This window comes from Halomonas elongata (assembly GCF_029081005.1).
In the GTDB taxonomy this organism is placed as follows: domain Bacteria; phylum Pseudomonadota; class Gammaproteobacteria; order Pseudomonadales; family Halomonadaceae; genus Halomonas; species Halomonas elongata_B.
In genome coordinates, this window is the sequence record NZ_JAJQTQ010000002.1 from 264,470 (window position 1) to 283,896 (window position 19,427).

Here is a 19,427-nt window from a genome sequence, read left to right on the forward strand (position 1 = left end):
CCGGGCCCCTCCACGGCTATCATGGAGGGCAGCGAGTCATGCCGAGACTCGCCACCCCTGTGCCAGGACGAAAGGCCGTCAGTCGAAGAATTGTGGCAGCCAGGTAGCAATCTCGGGGAATACAAAGATCAGGCCCAGGCCGAGTAGCTGCAGCAGCACGAAGGGCCCCACGGATCCATAGACATCTCCCCACCCGACATCACCGGGCAGGATGCTTTTCAACCAGAACAGCACGAAACCGAAGGGTGGCGTCAGATAGGCAATCTGGATATTGACGATGAACAGGACCCCGAACCAGATCTTGTCGACGCCCAGCAATTCGATGATCGGCAGGAACAATGGCGTGCACAGCATGATGATGGCCCAGTCGTCCATCACCATCCCCAGCAGCAGGATGATCAGCATCATCAGCAGCAAGATGCCGGTCGTGCCACCTGGCATTGCCAGGACCATGTTGGTAATCAACTCCTGACTGCCCAGGGTGTTGAAGATGTTGAGGAAGATGTTGGCCCCGATCAGGATCCAGAGACCCATGCCGGTCAGCTTCACGGTCGTGCTCAACGAGTCCTTGAACACTTGCCTGGTCAGGCGGCCATTGAACAGATTGATCAGCAAGGCGCTGGTGGCACCGAAAGCAGCGGCTTCAGGCGGCGTGGCGATACCGCCCCAGATGGTGCCCAGCACGATGAGGATCAGCAGGATGAAAGGCCAGATGCCCAACAAGGATTGGACCTTTTCGCGTCGGGAAAACTTCTTGTCGGCAGGTAGCGCCGGACCCATTTCCGGTTGCAGCTTGCAGCGAACGCCGATGTAGATTGCGTAGAAAGTGGCCAGCATCAAGCCCGGCAAAAGACCGGCCAGAAACAGCTTGCCGATAGAGGCATTGGCCAGCAGGCCGTAGAAGATGAAAGGCACGCTGGGGGGAATCAGTGCCCCCAATGCGCCGCCGGCTCCGATAGAGCCGATGGCGATCTTTCGGCTGTACGAGTACTTCATCATCGAAGGGTAAGCGATCTGTCCCATGGTGATCGTCGCCGGCGGCGTGATGCCGGTGACGGCGGCGAAGATGGTGCTGACCTTCACCGTGCCGATGGCCAGGCCGCCCGGGATATGGCCGATCAGCTTGTATACGGCGTCATAGGCAGCATCGGCTATGCCCGAGTAGCGAATCAGGCTGCCCATGAACAAGAACAACGGCACCGTGACCAGCACGGGGTTCCAGGGGGTGGAGTAGAAGGCGCTCGGTATGGCCAGCAGGGCGCGTGGCTCGACCATGGCAGCGAATACCACCGCGGTGCCACCGAGCGCGAAGGCGACGGGCAGCCCCAGGAACATGGCTCCAAAGAGGCACGCGAAGTAGAGGAGCGTGATGATTTCCAGACTCATTCAGTGGCCTTCCTGGTGAAAGTTATTGAGCAACCAAGTCAATGTCAGTCGTTGACACGCAAGGGACCATGACATGGCGTCCTGTCCAGAGACGAAGACCCATGCCCTGGGCGGGAGAGGTGGTCAAGTACCTGAGATCCGGGCTTGTGAAGCGATTCGGAAGCGTGAAGGAGTGCACCTGCCCCTACGAAGGGTGAAGCAGGCGCACCGGCCCTGTTGACCCACCGAATGATCGGTCAGAGTTTTCCCTTGTCCTTCATGAAACGCTTGAAGATCTCCACGCCTTCCGCATTGCGCTCGGACATGTCGGCGATTTCCGGCCAGACTTCCTCGATGGAGAATTCACGCATACGGTCGATTTCTTCATCGCTGAAGTTGATGACTTCACCGCCTTCATCCTGCAAGGACTGTAGCGCGATATCGACCTGGTCAGCGTGCATCTTGCTGGTCTCGAAGTAGGTCTCCTTGAAGACATCCTCGATCTGTTCACGCTGCCAGTCGGTCAGAGCATTCCAGGCTTCGAGATTGACGAAAGTTTCCTGGTGCTGGGCGGGATTCCAGCCTGGCTGGATGGCATAGTCGACGACCTCGTTGAAGGACATGTCATCGATGCCACCGGTATCCCAATAGGTGCCGTCGATCGTTCCCAGCCGAATCGCCGTGTAGATATCACCGGCCCCCATTGATACGGCAGTGCCCCCCAGGGCCTCGTGGAACAGGGCTTGGGGGCCCCCGGCACGCATCTTCTTGCCTTCCAGATCCTCGAGTTTCTCGACGCGGAAGTTGGTGAACATGGCATTCGTTCCCTGGTCGGTCCAGCCGACCCAATGGAGACCGCGTTCATGGGCGGCCTCCTGAACCAGCTCACCCACGCGATAGTCCTCGCCCCACATGACTTCCCAGGCTTCTTCGGGACTCTCGGCCCCCATGGGTAGACCGAAGGCCAGCATGCCTTCCGGCAGGTCACCGCCATAAACCGTCGCCCAGCCGGCGTAGCCATCGGTCATGCCGGATGCGGCGGCCATGAATGCTTCATCGCCACTGGTCAGTGAGCCGGCTGGCCTCAATTCGATCTTGACCGTGCCCTCGGTGGCTTCCTCGACGGCGTCGATCCAGGGAACCAGACCATTGTCCCAGCCGGCATCGGAGGAGTCGAAGGCAGGCTGTAATACCCACGTCGTCACTTCGTCCGGAGGACCATCAGACTGGGCCAGGGCCTGGTTGGCTGTCATTATTCCGGCACTGATCATGGTCATGGTGAAGATGGTACGTTTTGTCATTGTCATGTCGTCTATCCTTCTTCGTCATTTCGAGTTTCTGTGCGGGGCCGGTTGGCCTGCGTGGTTATGGCTCCTGGGTGCCTTTGAATACCGTCCTTAAATCCTCCATAAGTTGTTGTGCTGCAATCAGAAGAACGATGATGGCAGACAGTGGGATAATGGATTTTATAGGGTAGATGGGAATCGGGATTGCTGTGGGGGTGGTCTGGTTGAACTTGTAAGACATGACCGCTGCATCTATTCCCTTCCAGATGAGGACGCCCAGGAAAGCGAAGGTGAGAATGGATGTCAGAATGTCACAAAGGGCCTTTATTCTAGGTGGGAAGTTGGCGTAGAAGAGATCGAGCTTGATAAATGAACCATGTTTCAGGGCGTAGCCCCCACCCGCACAGGCAAGGAGCACCATGGCGGCCTGGATGGTAGGGGCTATCCACTGTGACGCTGAATTCAGGGCATATCTCAGGAAGACATCGGTGACACCAAATACCATGCAGTAGAGGATCAGTATGGAGCCGATAACCCCCATGGTTTCGGCCGCTCGGTGAGTCATCTTGTCGAGAAGAGTAATTAACACTTTTCCTGCTCCTCTTTCTATTTGTATTTGGTCGGCCATAGCCCAAGATTTCGTGGCTGGTTCCGCTATTGTATCGCAGTTTCCAACATGCCTTGAGTACAGCCTAGGATCGGTTGATCCGGGAGGGATAGTGCCAGTTGGCGGTATTCAATGGCACCAGGCGAGGTGAGCCGTATGGGCGTTCGCAGATCCCGTTGGTCTGGCTCAGGCGTATCTTCACAGTATGGACCATTTCGATCCTGCGCGATGGTCGAAGCGGGTATAGTCCACCGCCACTTGCCTTGGCAGGACCTGCCCGCTGTATTCCACACCGACACTCCTCCGAGAAAAGGGTGACGCGGATGGCTCGCATCCTGCGCCCCTGATTGTTCGTATGCCAGATGAAATTATTTGCCCGGCCAACTCGTATCATGTCGAGTCTAGCGAAGAGGTTCCTGATTCGTTTGATTTTTCTCTGGTAATATTTGTAAATATTATTTATGGAGGGATCTCATTATGGGTAATGCTGCCTGGGTTATTCCGTGAATTAAAGAGGTGTTTCTCGTGCTGTGCATGATTTAGATGTCTCGAGACATAAGTCGTTCGGAGATCCTGTTACGATATTTGTGTTGTTAAATTTTGGGGCGGGAGAGGGCTTTTGCATAAGAGCTATCCTTCCCCCCCTAGTGAGCCGATGGAATGACGTAGTTGTGGTGCATGGATGGAAGGAATGGATTGCATATGATCGGCCTGGTCGAAGATTGGGCTGAAATAGCGACCACTCCTTGAATGAATTATTCGTTATCGATGCACAGCCTGTCTTTGGCGATTTGGCCAGAAGAGATGTAGAAGTGAGCATATGCGGAGCATGGACCTCTGCGTCAAGTTTGTTATTAACCCAGCAAGATTTCAGGTCGGGGAAATCGTGGCGCAGGGGAGTACCGCCGACGGACGACAGGCTGGTGAAAAGTCGCCCCACGCCAACATGTTTCCATAGTCTGCGCCAGCGCGGAGTGGTCGAACATCGAAGAGATCAGGATAATCGATTTTATTTCCAGGTTAATAGTAAGGGGGCTACGTCGCTGAGAGGGGGCTAGGGACGATTCACTTATGCCGGCGATTGTGCCCGGTAACACCAATGCCCCCACCATCATGATTGCCGAGAAAGCTGCCGATATGATCAAGGCAACTTACGCATCGCATGAGCGTGCTTCTTGGTAGTGGGAACGGCTGGTCTCAAGGCTATCAGGAAACTGGCCCTAATCTCTCTTGTAGAACCCAGGCAGCATGGCATTCGTGACGGCGGTACTGTTCGTAATTGACGCCACGCCGAGCTTACCTCTCATGAGTTCATTTTCTCATCCATAAGGGGCGGTCCGTATCGGTGAACGTGCGGAAGGGACGTCCCGTGACTTGCAAGGTGGTGATATGACACGTCGAGACCATGAAGGCAAGGCTCATATGTCGCCTTCCGAGGATCGACAGCGAGTCTTGGCTCGCAACCTGGATTCTCTTCGGAACATCATGCCGGGATTGATGATCTGTATCACCATTGCCCTGGCGACGACCTTCATTGCGGACCATTATGGCGGTCCCACTCTGCTGTATGCCTTGCTGTTTGGCATGACGTTGCACTTCCTTTCCGAAGAAGGACGGTGCCTGGAGGGTGTCGAATTTGCTGCGAAGCGGGTGCTTAGAATCGGTGTCGCCCTGCTGGGTGTGCGAATTACCTTCGAGCAGGTTGCCGAGCTTGGTATCGGCCCGGTGCTGACCGTGGTGAGTGGCGTCGTGTTGACCATTTTCATCGGAGCGGTGCTATCTCGCTTGCTGGGTCTGGACAAGGACATGGGTCTGTTGACGGGAGGGTCGGTAGCGATCTGCGGGGCTTCGGCAGCGCTGGCGCTATCGGCAGTGATGCCGCGTCACGAGACTCACGAACGCAATGTGATCATGACAGTGGTCGGTGTAACGACGCTGTCTACCATGGCGATGGTTCTCTATCCACTGCTTGTGGGCCTTCTGGGACTGAGCGATACCGACGCGGGCATTTTCCTTGGTGGTACCATCCATGATGTGGCACAGGTCGTGGGCGCCGGTTATATGATTTCCGAGGGGACGGGCGATGTCTCTACTTTCGTTAAGTTGTTGCGGGTCGCGATGCTCGTGCCTGCCGTGATGGTCTTCATGTTCCTGTTTCGACGTCACCGCCATGAAGAAGGCAGTGGCAAGGTGCCGATGTTGCCAGGCTTCCTGATGGCCTTCGTCGGCCTGGTGATCATCAACAGCCTTGGCTGGATCCCACCGACGATCACCGAGGGGTTTACCGATCTTTCACGCTGGTGCCTGGTAACGGCGATTGCCGCTCTCGGGATCAAGACATCGTTCCAGAAGCTGGCGGTGGTCGGCTGGCGACCGGTGATATTGATGATGACGGAGACGCTGTTCCTTCTGTTGGTCGTCCTGGCCTTTATCCATTTCGATTTGTCCAGCCTGTGAGGATGCCTGCGGATCTCAGAGTCGTGCCCCCGCCATCCTGAATCGCTCGGAGGGCGGGGAGCAGTAATGTGAATCCCGTTATCCCACGTCGATCCACCAGTAACCGGCTATCAGGTAAGCGGCCAGGGCGACCGCCGCAACGGCGAGGGCGAAGGGGATCTGGGTCTTGACGTGATCGATATGGTCGGAGGCTGCGCCGGTCGAGGCGAGCACCGAGGTGTCCGAGAGGGGCGAACAATGGTCGCCGAAGACACCGCCGCCCGCGACTGCGGCGACCGTAGCGTAGACCAGAGGTGTGATGACGTCGCCGGTGAAATTGAAGGCCACGGGAACCGACAGTGGCATCATGATGGCGAATGTCCCCCAGGATGTCCCCGTCGAGAAGGCGATCACGGCCGCGATCATGAAGGTCATGGCGGGGAGTAGCGCCGGTGTCAGCCAGCCCTGGGTGACCTCGACGATGTAGTCGGCTGTTCCCATGTTCTTGGATAACTGGTTGAGCGAATAGGCCAGCGCCAGAATGATGATGGCCGGCATGACACCTTTCATGCCGGCAGTCGCGGTTTTCATGATGTCATTGAAGGGAATGCCCTGGAGCCTCATGACGATGCCGAGGAAGACGGCGGCCGTCAGGAAGGCTTCCATGGTCTTGGCGGAATCCAGCACGATGAAGGTGCCGATCGCCACACTGATCACGATCAATACCGGCATGATGAAATTGAGCAGCAAAGAGGTGCGCGCCGCTGGGTAGGGAGCGATGTCGGTCAACTCTTCTCCTAACAGCGGGTCGGCGCCATCGCGCAGTACCTTGCCTTCTTCCCGGGCGCGTCTTTCCGCCTTCTTCATCGGGCCGAACAGCGGGATGATGCCGACGATCACCAGCCCCACCGTGGCGACCGATAGCCAGGCATAGAGATTGAACGGGATGGCATGCACGAAAACGGACATGGCCTGTCCCGCGTCTTCTATCGGCCCCATGCCGATCAACAAGCCGGCGATGAAGACGGCCCAACCGGTGATCGGCATCAGGACACTGACCGGTGCTGAAGTGGAGTCGGCGATATAGGCAAGTTTCTCTCTGGAAACCCTGTATCGGTCGGTCAAGCCTCGCATGGTGCTGCCGACGAACAGCGGGCTGAAATAGTCGCTGAAGAAGACGAACATGCCCATCACCCAGCCGACGAGCTGCACCTTGACGCGCGACAGGGCGCGTTTTTCTACCCAGGCCGTAAAGTTCTGGATGGCGCCGGTTCGCTGGAAGAAGGCGATGACGGTGCCGATAAAGAGCTCCAGCAGCAGAATCCACGAGAAGCTGGTTGTGCCCAGTGTTTCCTTCAACAGATTGGGAAAGCCCATTGGTCCCTCGCCCATGGTCATGACGCCGACGAAGCAGGCGACGGCCAGGGAAAAGACCGTATTGCGGGTGATGAAGGCGAGAATGATGGCCAGTGTGGCCGGCAGCACCGATAGAAGACCGAGATGGGTCGTTGCGTCCATGTCTACCTCATTTGTTGTTGTGCCTCGGGGGCGGGGATGAATCGGGTCAGGTTTCCTGGCCGGCGCGCCGTTGTTCCAGTGTGGAGATCAGCTGAAAGCCCGTGCGGCGCAGCGGTTCCGGGGGCATCCAGTTGGCCTTGCCGAAGAGGTGTTGAATGGGTTCCACGGTCTGCCCCAGGGCATGACGCGCCAGGGCATCACCGAGGAAGCTGCCCTTGACGATGCCGCCACCATTGCAGCCTGCCGAGACGTGCAGTCCGGGTTGGATCGTGCCCCAGAGCGGGGCACCGTTATGGGTCAATCCGGTCGTGCCGCCCCAGACATGTTCCAGGCCGATGCCGGTCAGCGAGGGGTAGCGTCGGATCAGGCTGTCGGCAAGAGAAGCCTCGATGGTGGCGTTGTCCGCCTCGCGTTCGTAGCTGTAACGGGAACGGATCATCAGGCGCCCATCCGGCGTCGTGCGCAATGTGCACCCCAGCCGATGGGCGGGTAACAGGCCCCAGTCGTCGAGCATGAGCCGGGCGCGAAGCGCATCGGGCAGTACGGGCGTGACGGCGGCGTAGGTATAGATGGCCGTCAAGCGTGATGCATCGGCTCCCAGGGCACGAGAGTAGGCGTTGTTGGCCAGGATGACCTGACGAGCACGAATCTCGGCATCCGGTGTGTTGACTCGCCAGCCGTCGAATTCGGCATGCACCGATACGGCCGGACTGTGTTCATGTAGTGATACCGAGGCGGGCAGAGCGTCGGCCAGCCCGCGAATCAGGGCGGCGGGGTTGACCAGGTAACAATCCGGAGAATGAAGGCCGGCTTCATAATAATCGGTACCGATGCGCGTCTCGAGCTCGGACCGACTCAGCCGTTCGTAGCGCAGTCCTGCTGCCTCGAGAAAGGTCTGGTAGCGAGACAGGGCCGCCATGCCGCCGGGCGTGCAAGCGGCACGATAGGTACCGCTGTGTTGCAGCTGGCAATCGATGCCATGATGCTCGACCTGGCGACGCAGCCGGGACATGGTCTGTCGGCTCAAGGTATTGAGCTTCGACATGCGCTCCAGCTCATCGGTCGAGGCATCGCCTGCCAGTGCGACTTCCAGCATGAATCCGGAGTTTCGCCCTGGACTGCCTTCTCCAAGCCGCTCGGCATCGAGCACCAGCACACGATCATCCGGACGGTCCTCTGCCCAGGCTCTGGCAGCAGCCAGGCCGGTATACCCGGCACCGACGACGATCAGCTCGGCGGTCATGGAGCCCTTCGCCGGCGGGCTGGATTCACGAGCGGGCAGCCAGGCATTCCAGCCGCATGGGCGTTGGTGTGAAGGGGCGATGGGATACGTCATGTCATGGTCACTCGACATACAGAAGGCCGGAGGCTTGTTGTACGAGCCCACGGACTTCGTCTTGCATGCCCTGCAGGACGTTGCGTCGATGGGCCTCGGTCATGCGTGATTTGAGCATCGAGCAACTCAGAGCCCCGAGTGGATGACCGCTGTGATCGAGAACAGGGACCGCCAGTCCGGTGTACTCGGGGAGCTGGGAGCCTTCGACGCCGCGTGCGTAGCCGACGCGTCGGGAGCGCTCGATCTCGACGCGGACGTCATCCAGCGAGATCCGATAGTCTTGCTCGAGGCGCTCGGCATTGCGTCGAAGAATGGAGGCACCTTCCTGGTCGTCCAGGTGAGCGAGTAGTGCAATGGATGCCTGCCCCACGCCCAGAGGAACCCGACCGCCCGTGGCACGGACGAAACTGCCGACGGGATATTCGCCGTTCTGGACTTCCAGGCAGACGGCATTTACCCCATCGGGGGCGAAGAGGTAGAAACTGTCGCCGAATTGCTGTGCCAGGGAGAGCAGGCGAGGGCGTGTCAGATCCCGCAGGCCGGCTCCGTTGCCGGCTTGCGAGCCCAGCACGAGGAGCTCATAGCCAAGCAGGTAGCGTCCCCTGATCGGCGCGGGCCGCAAGAATCCTTGCTCCTTGAGGCCCTTCAGCAGGCGATAGATGGTGGGGCGGCTGAGCGCCAGGCCATCCAGGTAGTCATCGATGCTCGCTCCCCTTTGCCCCTGCACGGCGGTGATCTGCAGCACCTGCATGGCATGCGTCAAGGTCGAGGGCGCCTGTCCCTTCGGAGCGTTTCGGGTCGTCATGGTCGAGCCATCGTCTCTTGCTGAATCCGTCTTCAGGGTAGCGAGATAAAACCATGAGTTCGTCTCGTATTGTGAGATCTTCTTCGGGGCGAATAAAAAAAGCTTGCCGGGATACTATCGACACGAAAACGCCCTATCGCCACTGGTGGCGATAGGGCGTTGTTGCAGGGCCTGCAAACCAGGCGTGTCGCTTGCCCCTATACTTCCTTGTAGAGTTCGGCGCCCTGTTCGCGGAACTTCTCGGCCTGCTCCGCCATGCCGAGTTCCACCGCGGCCCGGTCGCCGTCGAGGCCTTTGTCTCGAGCGTAGTCGCGGACCTCCTGGCTGATCTTCATCGAGCAGAACTTGGGCCCGCACATGGAGCAGAAGTGGGCCACCTTGGCCGAGTCCTTGGGCAGGGTCTCGTCGTGGTATTCCCGGGCGGTGTCCGGGTCCAGCCCCAGGTTGAACTGGTCCTCCCAGCGGAACTCGAAGCGCGCCTTGGACAGGGCGTTGTCGCGGCGTTGGGCGGCCGGGTGGCCCTTGGCGAGGTCGGCGGCGTGGGCGGCGATCTTGTAGGTGATGATGCCGGTCTTGACGTCGTCCTTGTTGGGCAGGCCCAGGTGCTCCTTGGGGGTCACGTAGCAGAGCATGGCGCAGCCGTACCAGCCGATCATCGCCGCGCCGATGCCGGACGTGATGTGGTCGTAGCCCGGCGCGATGTCGGTGGTCAGCGGCCCGAGGGTGTAGAAAGGCGCCTCGTCGCACTCGGCGAGCTGCTTGTCCATGTTCTCCTTGATCAGGTGCATGGGCACGTGGCCGGGGCCTTCGATCATCACTTGAACGTCGTGCTGCCAGGCGATACGGGTCAGCTCACCGAGGGTCTCGAGCTCGGCGAACTGGGCCTCGTCGTTGGCGTCCGCCACCGAGCCCGGGCGCAGGCCATCGCCCAGCGAGAAGGCCACGTCATACTGCTTGCAGAGCTCGCAGATATCCTCGAAGTGGGTGTAGAGAAAGCTCTCCTGGTGATGATAGAGGCACCATTTGGCCATGATCGAGCCGCCGCGGGAGACGATGCCGGTGGTGCGCCGGGCGGTCAGCGGTACGTAGCGCAGCAGTACGCCGGCGTGGATGGTGAAATAGTCCACGCCCTGTTCGGCCTGCTCGATCAGGGTGTCGCGGAACACCTCCCAGGTCAGGTCCTCGGCGACGCCATTGACCTTCTCCAGCGCCTGGTAGATGGGCACGGTACCGATCGGCACCGGGGCGTTGCGGATGATCCACTCGCGGGTCTCGTGGATGTTGGCCCCGGTGGAGAGGTCCATGACGGTGTCCGAGCCCCATCGGATGCCCCAGGTCATCTTGTCGACCTCGTCCTCGATGGAGGAGGTGACCGCCGAGTTGCCCAGATTGCCGTTGATCTTCACCAGGAAATTGCGGCCGATGATCATCGGCTCGGATTCCGGGTGATTGATGTTGCACGGGATGATGGCGCGGCCGGCGGCGACCTCGTCGCGGACGAACTCGGGCGTGATCTCCTCGGGCAGGCGAGCGCCGAAGCTCTCGCCGGGGTGCTGGTGGCCGAGGATTCGCTCGACCTCCTCGGTCCCTGAGTATTGTGTAGAGAGCGCCTGGCGCCGCTGGTTCTCGCGAATGGCGATAAATTCCATCTCCGGGGTGACGATGCCCTGGCGGGCGTAATGCAACTGGGTGACGTTCCTGCCTTCCCTGGCGCGCCGCGGCGTGCGGGTCAGGTCGAAGCGCAGCGGCGCGAGCATGGGGTCGTTGGCGCGACGGCGGCCGTATTCGGAGGTCGGTCCATCGAGGAACTCGGTGTCGTCGCGCTCCTCGATCCAGTCGCGGCGCAGTTCCGGGAGTCCCCGGCGCAGGTCGATCTTGGCCTCGGGGTCGGTGTAGGGGCCGGAGGTATCGTAGACCAGCAGCGGCGGGTTGGCCTCGTCGGCCCCGGAAGTACGGGTCGGCGAGAGGCCGATCTCGCGGAAGGGCACGCGAATATCCGGGCGCGAGCCCTCAACGAAGATCTTGCGCGAGCCGGGCAGGGCCTGGACGGCGGCGTCGTCGACGCGCGCGCTTTCGGCGAGGAAATGATCGGTCTTTGCCATGGGAGTCTCCTTGGGATCCGTCACGATTGTGGTTGTTGGTCGGGAGGAGACGCGGGGCAGGGACGTCGACCGGCCGGGGCCTGTCCGTCGCTTGATCCCTACGCTGGTACCCTCCCCGGTGGTCAGGGAATTAGCCAGTTCAGGTTCAACGGGATCCATGCTCGGGCGCGTCGCGCCGCATGATCTCAGCCGTCATCAACGGCACCCCGTCAAGCGTTGTGGTCGAGCGATGGCAGAGCATCGCCGGGTCGACATGCCGATCTGACCAGGAGCGGCATGCGGATATATCGATGGGTGGAGCCAAAGCGAGCCGAGCGTCGGGGGCAAGGCGGAGCGAGGGTCTTTTGCCATGGGTGAGGCGATCCTCGCCGAACGGGCTGGCCATGGATGGCCAGCACTGGTCCTGCAAACGGAGCAGGATGCGAGAGTGCCGCAGGGCAAAAGTAGCGCCCATGGAAGGGTTCACAGCGCCCTCGCAGAGGCTTGTCGCCGGGAAAGCTTGGCTCTGGCGCGGGAAACATTCTCAGTCCGTGCGATCCAGCCCCATCTGCCAGAAGTCGATCTCCAGTCGGGTGGCGTCGCGGAAGATGGTGGCCAGGCGCGCGAAGCGCTCCGGCGTGACTTCCGCCAGCCGGGCATCCAGCCAGGCGACTTCATCCCGCATGGCGCCCTGGAAGTCGTCGCTTTCGTACATGGCGATCCAGGCGTCGAACGGGTTCTCGTTGCCTCGCACGGTGTCCGGGCGAGCGTTCAGCCAGTTAGCGATCTCGCCATAACCCACCAGACAGGGAGCGAGCGCAACGTGGAGGTCGAGCAGGTCGCCGCGACTGCCGGTGTCCAGTACGTAGCGGGTGTAGGCCAGGGTAGCGCGGGATTCGGGCAGCCTGGCCAGGTCATCTTCGGAGATGCCCCAGTCGCGGCAGAACCCCACATGCAGGCTTAGCTCCACGTCGAGAATCGTCTTGAGTCCTTCGAAGGCGTGGCGCAGCTCGGCCAGGTCGTGACTCTTGTAGGCGGCCAGGGCATAGGCTCTCGAGAAGTGGATCAGGAACAGGTAGTCCTGCTGCAGGTAGTGGCGAAAGGCCGCCGGGTCGAGGGTGCCATTGCCGAGGGAACGGACGAAGTCGTGCTCGATATAGGCGCGCCAGTCCTGCTGGCAGGCGTCGGTCAGGTCGCTGAAACGATAACCCATCATGTCTCCGGTGTTCGGGATCCGGATGGCGGGCGAAGCGAAACGAGGAGGGAGGACGGTCGGAATAAGAGGTGCCGAGTCCACCGCCTGATTCCCTACGCCGGTTCACGTGCGCGTGATGTCGCACCTACCCGGATCAGGTTCCACGGGATCAACGCTGTGTTCGTCACGAACGCGCGTCATCTCAGCCGGCTCAACCGGCACCCCGTCAAGCGAGTGGCCCCAGTCTAGCAGCCTGCCCGGCAAAGAAAAGCCCCTGTCGTCACTTGCCGATGGTCTCTCGGCTCCGGGTGGGCAGGCACCGTTCCCAATCCCGTGAAAATGACTGGAGCGGCATGTCGCGAGGACACTCCGAGGGCGGGGACACTGGCCCTGCATCGCCGTTCACGGGCGTCGGCAGGGTCAATTCCCGCAGCACGGTGGGGGGTGTCGTTTCGCTGGGGACCAACAGCAGGCCATGTCGGCGCAGGCGCCGGCCGATGGTAAGGCTGCTGCTCAGGCGGACGAGGGGGGCAGCCAGCATCAGGCCCAACCAGACCGGTGTCAGCCACCAGAAGAAGGTCGGGGTATACCACCAGGTGGTCCATGCCCAGCAAGCGCCGGCCAGGGTCCCCGGCCAGGTGTGGCGGAGCGCCTCGCGCCAGGGCAGGGCACGTCCCTCGCGGGACTGCGGATTCCAGGCGACGGTGCGCCCGCTCAGCACCTCGATCACGAATCGGCTGTGGAAGACCATCATCAGCGGGGCGATCAGCATCGCGAACAGGGCTTCCAGCAGGGCACTTATGACCAGCCTGGCATGTCCTCCGTACCGTGCCGGATACTGGTGAAGGGCCAGACAGACACCCAACACCTTGGGCATCAGCAGCATCGCCAGGGTGCCGCCGAGCAATGGCATGATCAGGTTGGGCGGGGCGATCGGCCAGTCGGGGAAGAGCTGGGCGTTGGACGTAAAGAAGTTGGGGTCGATCAGGGCACGCATCAGGGCGTCGATGGTGCTGACCACCAGGATCGCCAGCCAGATCAGCGACGACAGGTAGGCCAGTGCGCCGCACAGGAAGTGCACTCGACTGATCATGTGCAGACCACTGCCGCCCAGCAGACGCAGGTGCTGCAGGTTGCCCTGGACCCAGCGGCGATCGCGTTTGGCATAGTCGAGAATATGGCTCGGCATCTCCTCGAAACTGCCGCCCAGGTCGGTGCGCATACGGACCTCCCAGCCTGCACGCCGCAGCAGGGCCGCCTCGACGAAGTCATGGCTGAGGATGTCGCCGCCGAGTGGCGGGCGACCGGGCAGCTCGGGGAGGCCGCAATGCCGGGTGAAGGCGTCGACGCGGATGATGGCATTATGGCCGAAGTAGTTGGCGGCGTCGGATTGCCAGAAGCTCAGCCCGGTGGCCAGCATCGGCGAATAGACGGCGGCGGCGAACTGGTTGGCACGGCCGAACAGGCTGTCCTGGCGGACCGGAATCGGCACCGTCTGCATCAGGCCGAGGCGCGGATTGGCGTCCATCTCCGCGATCAGTTCGTGCACCGTGTCGCCGCTCATCACGCTGTCGGCATCGAGCACCAGCATGAAGTCATAGTGTTGTCCCCAGCGCTGGCAGAAGTCGCCGAGATTGCCGGCCTTGCGGCCGGCGTTGCTGTCACGGTGCCGGTAATGGAGTCGGCAGTGGTCGGCGAGGCGATGCTGCAAGGCCGCCATGGCGGCGCGCTCCCGCGCGACGATCTCGGCATCGGTGCTGTCGCTGAGCACGAAGGCTTCGATGCGTCGTGCCTCGGTGATCGGCGGCAGGTCTCGACAGGTGGCCTCGAGCCCGGCGGCCACGCGTTCGACATCCTCGTTGTGGATTGGCATGACCAGGGCGGTACACGAACGGGCATCCTCTGGTGCCCTCGGGGGCGTCATTCTGGCCAGGCTCAGGGGGTCGCGGCCGGTCAGGGACAGCACGAAGCCGATGATACCGCTCCAGAAGGCGATGACGATCCAGCCGAAGGTCACGGTGAACAACACGAGTATGGCGAGTTCCAGCGGCGTCAGGCCGCCGACGTGGAGGATGCGGAACATCGTCCACAAGCCCAGGCCGGTGGTGGCGGCGACCAGCAGGGCGAAGATCACTCGGCGAGTGCGCCGGAAGGGGACGGGGGCCACGATGGCTCGGGCGTCAGCGGCGCTCATCGGGGTACCAGACATAGTTCCAGGTTTCGGTCAGCGGTTCGCCGTGAAGCGTCAGGGCCAGCCGCATGTCGGCCGGTGTGCCGTCTTCCGGGGAGAGTCGGAAGTTGGCGCGCCAGGTAGCGTCGTCGGGCAATTGCTGGACGCGCGGTTCGAGTATCTCGCCGCTGGAGGTGGTCAGCCGGGCCTTCACCGGCTGGTCCGCATCGAGGTTCTCGAGAGAGGGGCCCTGGAAGTCGACGATGAAGTGACGCTGGCTGGCAGGGGGCGGATCGTCCTGGCCCGGCATCGCTCCCCAGCCTTGTCGAGTCCGGATGACATGGGCGAGGCGCTGGTCGGGGGGCGTGGCACCGAAGGTTCGCAGCCGGTAACGGAAGGTGCGCGTCTGTCCGGCCTCGAGCGGTTGCTCGGGGACCCAGTAGGCGGTGATGTTGTCGTTGGCCTCGCTGTCGGAAGGGATCTCGACCAGCTCGATGTGTCCCTTGCCCCAATCGCCCAGAGGGGTCACCCATTCGCTGGGACGCTTTTCGTACCGGGCCTCGGCATCGAGATAGCCGTCGAAGTGTCGAGGCCGCTGGACCAGGCCGAATCCTTGGGGGGAGGTATCCTGCAGACTCGAGAGATGCAGCGTCTCGGGGTTGCTCAGCGGGCGCCAGATCCGTTCGCCATTGCCGGTATGCAGCGCCAGACCACTGGAGTCGTGGACTCGCAGGCGGTAGTCGTCGGCCGGGTAGCTGGCGATACCGCCGTGCATGAACATGCTGGTGAGCGGGGCGATGCCGAGCTTGGCGACGTCATCGCGGGCGAAGAGGCGTGCCTCGGTGTCGACCACGGTCTGACTCCCCGGCGCAATATCGAAGCGGTAGGCACCGGTCAGCGAGGGACTGTCGAGCAGTGCCAGAACGGTCATGCGGGTGGCGTCCGGCTCGGGCTCGACCAGCCAGAACTCGCGAAAGGCCGGGAATTCCTCGCCGTGGGGATCCGCGGTGTCGATGGCGAGGCCGCGGGTGGAAAGGCCGTAGCCCTGGCCGCGGCCGACCATGCGGAAGTACGAGGCGCCGAGAAATACCATGAACTCGTCACTGTACTCGCCGCTGTTCAGCGGGTAATGCAGGCGAAAGCCCGCATGGCCCAGGTCGCCGAGTTCGAGGTCGGCCAGGTCGGCGACATCATCATCATAGCGGAAGTGTGACGCATCGAAGGGCAGGGGACGTACGTCGCCGTCGGGATCCACCAGGTTGAGAGTGACCGGCCGGTCATAGAGAAAACCCGGATGGAACAGCTGGACCTCGAAGAGTCCCTGCTCGTGCCAGATGGCATGCTCCGGACGAAAACGTATCTGTCGATACTGATCGTAATCCAGCTCGGCGAGCGCGGGAGGAATCGCCGACGCCGTATCGGCATAGGGGTCTTCGGCCAGGCGTTCGGCCCGGTCGGTGATGGTGTCGTACAGTGCCTCGTCGGACGAGGAACCGGCGGCGTCCATGGCCACCAGGCTCCCCAGTGCAACGGCCAGAAGTCGGGTCGGCAACGTCATGTCGCGTGTCTCCATAGGGTCCCGCCGGCACTTCCCCGCGCAAGCCGGGCCAGGAGGTTCAGGTCATCCCGGAACTTCTTGTGATGTCATGGATGCCTTGTGTGGGGCGTCACTCGTTATCGAGGGTGTTTCATTATCCTGTCTTTGTCGATGGGGCGCCGGGATGGTTCCATCGTCGTCGGTAGATCGGCTCAGCGGTAAAGGCGGAACCGTTTCCAGTCCGGGCGCTGTTCGGCTTCCTCGGGGGTCTTGCGATAACGCTTGTATTCCCACTGGTACTGGGCCGGGTCCAGGGCGATGGCGGCTTCGACGCTGGCGTTGACGCCGGCGGCAGAGACTTGTTCGTCGCTGTCGTAGACTCGCTCGTCGGCGGCCAGGAAGTGGATGGCGAAACCGCGTCCGGGGAGTCGACGTGCCACGCCGGTGACCACGCGGGCTTCGGTGCGCGCCACGAGTTTGGGCAGCAGCGTGGCGGTATATGCCTGGCGCTTGAAGAAGGGCGCGAAGACACCGCTGCCCCAGCTTGGCTCCTGGTCCGGCAGGATGCCGACCGCCTCGGTGCGTTTCAGGGCCTTGAGCAGAGCGGCCACCCCGCGAGGATTGGTCGGTACCAGACACGCTCCCTGTCGCTCGCGTCCTTGGCGGATGATGGGGTCGAGTGCGGCCAGTTTTGGGGGCTCGTACATCGCCGTGAACGGGAAGTGGCTCGATAACCAGAAGTTGAGCACTTCCCAGTTGCCGAAGTGGGGGGCCAGCACGATGACTCCCTGGCCTCGATCGCGAGCATCGTCGAGCAGCGCCCGGCCATGCACCTCCAGAATCGAAGCGGAAACGCGCCGGGTCTCGCCCAGCCAGGCAAAGCCCAGTTCGAGCATGGTGGCGCTGGAATGCACCAGGCTATCCCGGGCGAGATGTCGACGCGTCGGCTCGGTGAGCTCGGGGTAGGCCTGGTTCAAGTTGACCCGGGTGACCAGGCTTTCACGTTGGCTGAAGCGCTGCACGAGGGGGCCGACCAGGCGTGCCAGCCGCCAGAGCGAAGCGGGACGCCAGTTGGAGAGGGCGCGCCACAGCGTGGCGATCGCCCGGCTCTGGAAGCGTGCGGTGGAAGATTCGGGTGCGGCCATGGATCAGACCAGCCAGGTATCCACATTTTCCGGCTTGCGGTGTTCCTGCAGGCCCTTGAAGCCCTTGACGCAGCGGATGACCAGCCAGATCACCGCCACCAGCCAGGTGAGAAAGCCGATGAGAATGAAGGTCAGCAGGCCGGAAACGGCGAAGTAGAGCAGGCCGATCCAGAAGGTGCGGATTTGGTAACGATAGTGCTCGTCGAGCCAGTCGGGCCCCTTGCCGCGATAGACGTAGGCGATCACCACGCCGACCAGGGCGGTCAGCCCGCCGGTGACGATGCCTGCCAGATGCAGCGCATAGATGACCATCGGAATGGTCGTGTCGGGCCTGGGATTGGACTCGGCGACCACGGGGTCGTGAGGCGCGTTCTCGTTCATCGGTCATCCTTGAAGGTGAGTGAGCGTGACGGTTGCCCGGGCCATGATACCTGGCACCGCGACCGATGCCACCGGGCGTGGCTTGATGTCAGCGCAATGGACGGCTGATTTCCAGCAGGTTGCCGTCCGGGTCGCGCAGGTAAAGGGATTCGAGTTCGCCGTTGGCCCCCTGGCGTCTGACGGGACCCAGTTCCACATCCACCGACAGGGCTTCCAGGTGTCGGTGCACCTCGTCCAGGGGCAACTGGCTGCGCAGGCAGAGGTCCAGGCTGCCCGGTGTCGGCGTGGCGGCTCGGGGCTCGATATCGGTGGCGGTCCAGTGCAGGCGCAATGCCATGTCGCCCAGCATCAGGTCGACGCGTTCCCGGTCGCGATAGCGCACATCGAGTCCCAGGACCCGACTGTAGAAATCCACGGCGCGGGAAATGTCGGTCACGGTGATGACCAGATGGTCCAGACCTGACAGCATGCATGTCTCCTTGAATAATGTCTCTGACAAGAGAATACGATGATGCAGACGTGTCCGCTATGTGCATCGCCCGATACCGGGCCCTACCATCGCGATGACACACGCGAATACCTCTTGTGCGGACACTGTGCGCTCGTTTTCGTGCCCGCATGGCAACACCTCTCCGCAGCCGAGGAGAAGGCCGTCTATGATCGTCACGAGAATGGTCCCGACGACCCCGGTTATCGTCGTTTTCTCGAGCGGCTGTTCATGCCGCTGATCACGCGGGTGCCCCCCGGGGCGCAAGGCCTCGATTTCGGTTCCGGACCCGGGCCGACCCTGTCGCTGATGCTCGAGGAAGCCGGACATACGATGGCACTCTTCGATTCCTTTTACGCACCGGATGAGCGCGTATGGCAACGACGCTACGATTTTATCACCGCCACCGAGGTCGTCGAGCACCTCGCGGCGCCAGGCAGGGAAATCGAGCGACTGGTCGACCACCTGGAGCCCGGTGGCTGGCTGGGCCTGATGACCAAGCGTGTGCGTTCACGTGATGCCTTTGCCGGTTGGCACTATATTCGCGATCCTACCCATGTGGCCTTTTTCTCCGAGTCGACGTTTCAATGGCTGGGGCAGCGTTTCGGTCTGCGCGTTGACTTTCCCGACAACGATGTCGTGTTGCTGCAGAAACCGTAAAGGGGCACCTTCGATAGCCTTCTCCCATCGAAAGAAGGCCCGATCGGCAGCGCGGTGAAAACCGATTGGCCGATGATGGCGGCGGGCATATAGTCGGCGCGATATCGCACTGCGGTGCTGGTCGTGGCGCTTCCTTCCTTTTCGCGTCACTGGTGGCGGTGGCTTCCTTCTCGCCCACGACGCCGCCCTGTGCGGTGGCGCCGAGCTGGCAGTGACCGACGAGTGGTTTCAGGGGCCCTCGAGCACGAGCATGTGGAAGATCTCTCTCATGCCGTGCCCGACGTGGAAGTGGGGGGGGGGGGGGGGGGGGCCCCCCCCCCCCCCCCCCGGGGGGGGGGGGGGGGGGGGCGGCCGCGGAGAGCCAAAGAGAACGGCGCCCCACGCGCGGGGCCGGGCGGCCGACAGCGCACGACCCCAC

Annotated in this window: 15 protein-coding genes and 2 riboswitches; of the genes, 2 read left to right on the top strand and 13 right to left on the bottom strand. The window is 61.9% G+C overall.

Annotated features, from left to right (window positions below):
• Nucleotides 1-78: 78 nt before the first annotated feature.
• From LU493_RS02705 to LU493_RS02715, 3 genes are all read right to left on the bottom strand, one after another.
• Nucleotides 79-1,386, bottom strand: coding sequence for a TRAP transporter large permease (locus LU493_RS02705; protein ID WP_275286240.1), 1,308 nt, complete (start codon nt 1,384-1,386; stop codon nt 79-81).
• 236 nt (nt 1,387-1,622) lie between these two features.
• Nucleotides 1,623-2,672: a TRAP transporter substrate-binding protein gene (locus tag LU493_RS02710; RefSeq protein WP_275286241.1), complete on the bottom strand. Its 1,050-nt coding sequence runs from the start codon at nt 2,670-2,672 to the stop codon at nt 1,623-1,625.
• A gap of 58 nt (nt 2,673-2,730) precedes the next feature.
• Nucleotides 2,731-3,279, bottom strand: coding sequence for a TRAP transporter small permease subunit (locus tag LU493_RS02715; RefSeq protein WP_275286242.1), 549 nt, complete (start codon nt 3,277-3,279; stop codon nt 2,731-2,733).
• A gap of 1,368 nt (nt 3,280-4,647) precedes the next feature.
• Between LU493_RS02715 and LU493_RS02720 the strand changes: the two genes are divergently transcribed.
• Nucleotides 4,648-5,715, top strand: coding sequence for a YeiH family protein (locus LU493_RS02720; RefSeq protein ID WP_275286243.1), 1,068 nt, complete (start codon nt 4,648-4,650; stop codon nt 5,713-5,715).
• A gap of 78 nt (nt 5,716-5,793) precedes the next feature.
• Here LU493_RS02720 and LU493_RS02725 read toward each other — a convergent pair whose 3' ends face one another.
• The 10 genes from LU493_RS02725 to LU493_RS02770 all read right to left on the bottom strand — a co-directional run bounded on the left by LU493_RS02725 (nt 5,794) and on the right by LU493_RS02770 (nt 18,331).
• Complete coding sequence (locus LU493_RS02725) at nt 5,794-7,212, bottom strand: Na+/H+ antiporter NhaC family protein (protein WP_275286244.1); 1,419 nt, start codon at nt 7,210-7,212, stop codon at nt 5,794-5,796.
• Between the two features lie 46 nt (nt 7,213-7,258).
• On the bottom strand, nt 7,259-8,548 hold the full coding sequence (locus LU493_RS02730) for an NAD(P)/FAD-dependent oxidoreductase (RefSeq protein ID WP_275286245.1): 1,290 nt from the start codon (nt 8,546-8,548) through the stop codon (nt 7,259-7,261).
• Between the two features lie 7 nt (nt 8,549-8,555).
• Nucleotides 8,556-9,353, bottom strand: a complete 798-nt coding sequence (locus LU493_RS02735; protein WP_275286246.1) for an IclR family transcriptional regulator — start codon at nt 9,351-9,353, stop codon at nt 8,556-8,558.
• A gap of 197 nt (nt 9,354-9,550) precedes the next feature.
• A complete protein-coding gene (gene thiC / locus LU493_RS02740; RefSeq protein WP_275286247.1) occupies nt 9,551-11,455 on the bottom strand; it encodes a phosphomethylpyrimidine synthase ThiC in 1,905 nt (634 codons plus the stop codon).
• A gap of 78 nt (nt 11,456-11,533) precedes the next feature.
• Nucleotides 11,534-11,674, bottom strand: a riboswitch (TPP riboswitch).
• Between the two features lie 304 nt (nt 11,675-11,978).
• Nucleotides 11,979-12,647, bottom strand: a complete 669-nt coding sequence (gene tenA / locus LU493_RS02745) for a thiaminase II (protein WP_275286248.1) — start codon at nt 12,645-12,647, stop codon at nt 11,979-11,981.
• A 74-nt stretch (nt 12,648-12,721) separates the two neighbouring features.
• A riboswitch (TPP riboswitch) is annotated at nt 12,722-12,865 on the bottom strand.
• Between the two features lie 44 nt (nt 12,866-12,909).
• Nucleotides 12,910-14,823 carry a glucans biosynthesis glucosyltransferase MdoH gene (gene mdoH / locus LU493_RS02750; protein ID WP_275286249.1) on the bottom strand — a complete coding sequence of 638 codons (1,914 nt, stop codon included), beginning with the start codon at nt 14,821-14,823 and terminating at the stop codon, nt 12,910-12,912.
• Nucleotides 14,810-16,357 carry a glucan biosynthesis protein gene (locus LU493_RS02755; protein WP_275286250.1) on the bottom strand — a complete coding sequence of 516 codons (1,548 nt, stop codon included), beginning with the start codon at nt 16,355-16,357 and terminating at the stop codon, nt 14,810-14,812. Before LU493_RS02755 ends, mdoH begins: the two co-directional genes overlap by 14 nt.
• Nucleotides 16,358-16,548: 191 nt before the next feature.
• On the bottom strand, nt 16,549-17,481 hold the full coding sequence (locus LU493_RS02760) for a lysophospholipid acyltransferase family protein (RefSeq protein WP_275286251.1): 933 nt from the start codon (nt 17,479-17,481) through the stop codon (nt 16,549-16,551).
• A gap of 3 nt (nt 17,482-17,484) precedes the next feature.
• Complete coding sequence (locus LU493_RS02765) at nt 17,485-17,862, bottom strand: DUF4870 family protein (RefSeq protein WP_275286252.1); 378 nt, start codon at nt 17,860-17,862, stop codon at nt 17,485-17,487.
• Nucleotides 17,863-17,950: 88 nt separating this feature from the next.
• Nucleotides 17,951-18,331 carry a VOC family protein gene (locus tag LU493_RS02770; protein WP_275286253.1) on the bottom strand — a complete coding sequence of 127 codons (381 nt, stop codon included), beginning with the start codon at nt 18,329-18,331 and terminating at the stop codon, nt 17,951-17,953.
• Nucleotides 18,332-18,370: 39 nt separating this feature from the next.
• Between LU493_RS02770 and LU493_RS02775 the strand changes: the two genes are divergently transcribed.
• Nucleotides 18,371-19,009, top strand: coding sequence for a class I SAM-dependent methyltransferase (locus LU493_RS02775; protein WP_275286254.1), 639 nt, complete (start codon nt 18,371-18,373; stop codon nt 19,007-19,009).
• Nucleotides 19,010-19,427 lie beyond the last annotated feature (418 nt).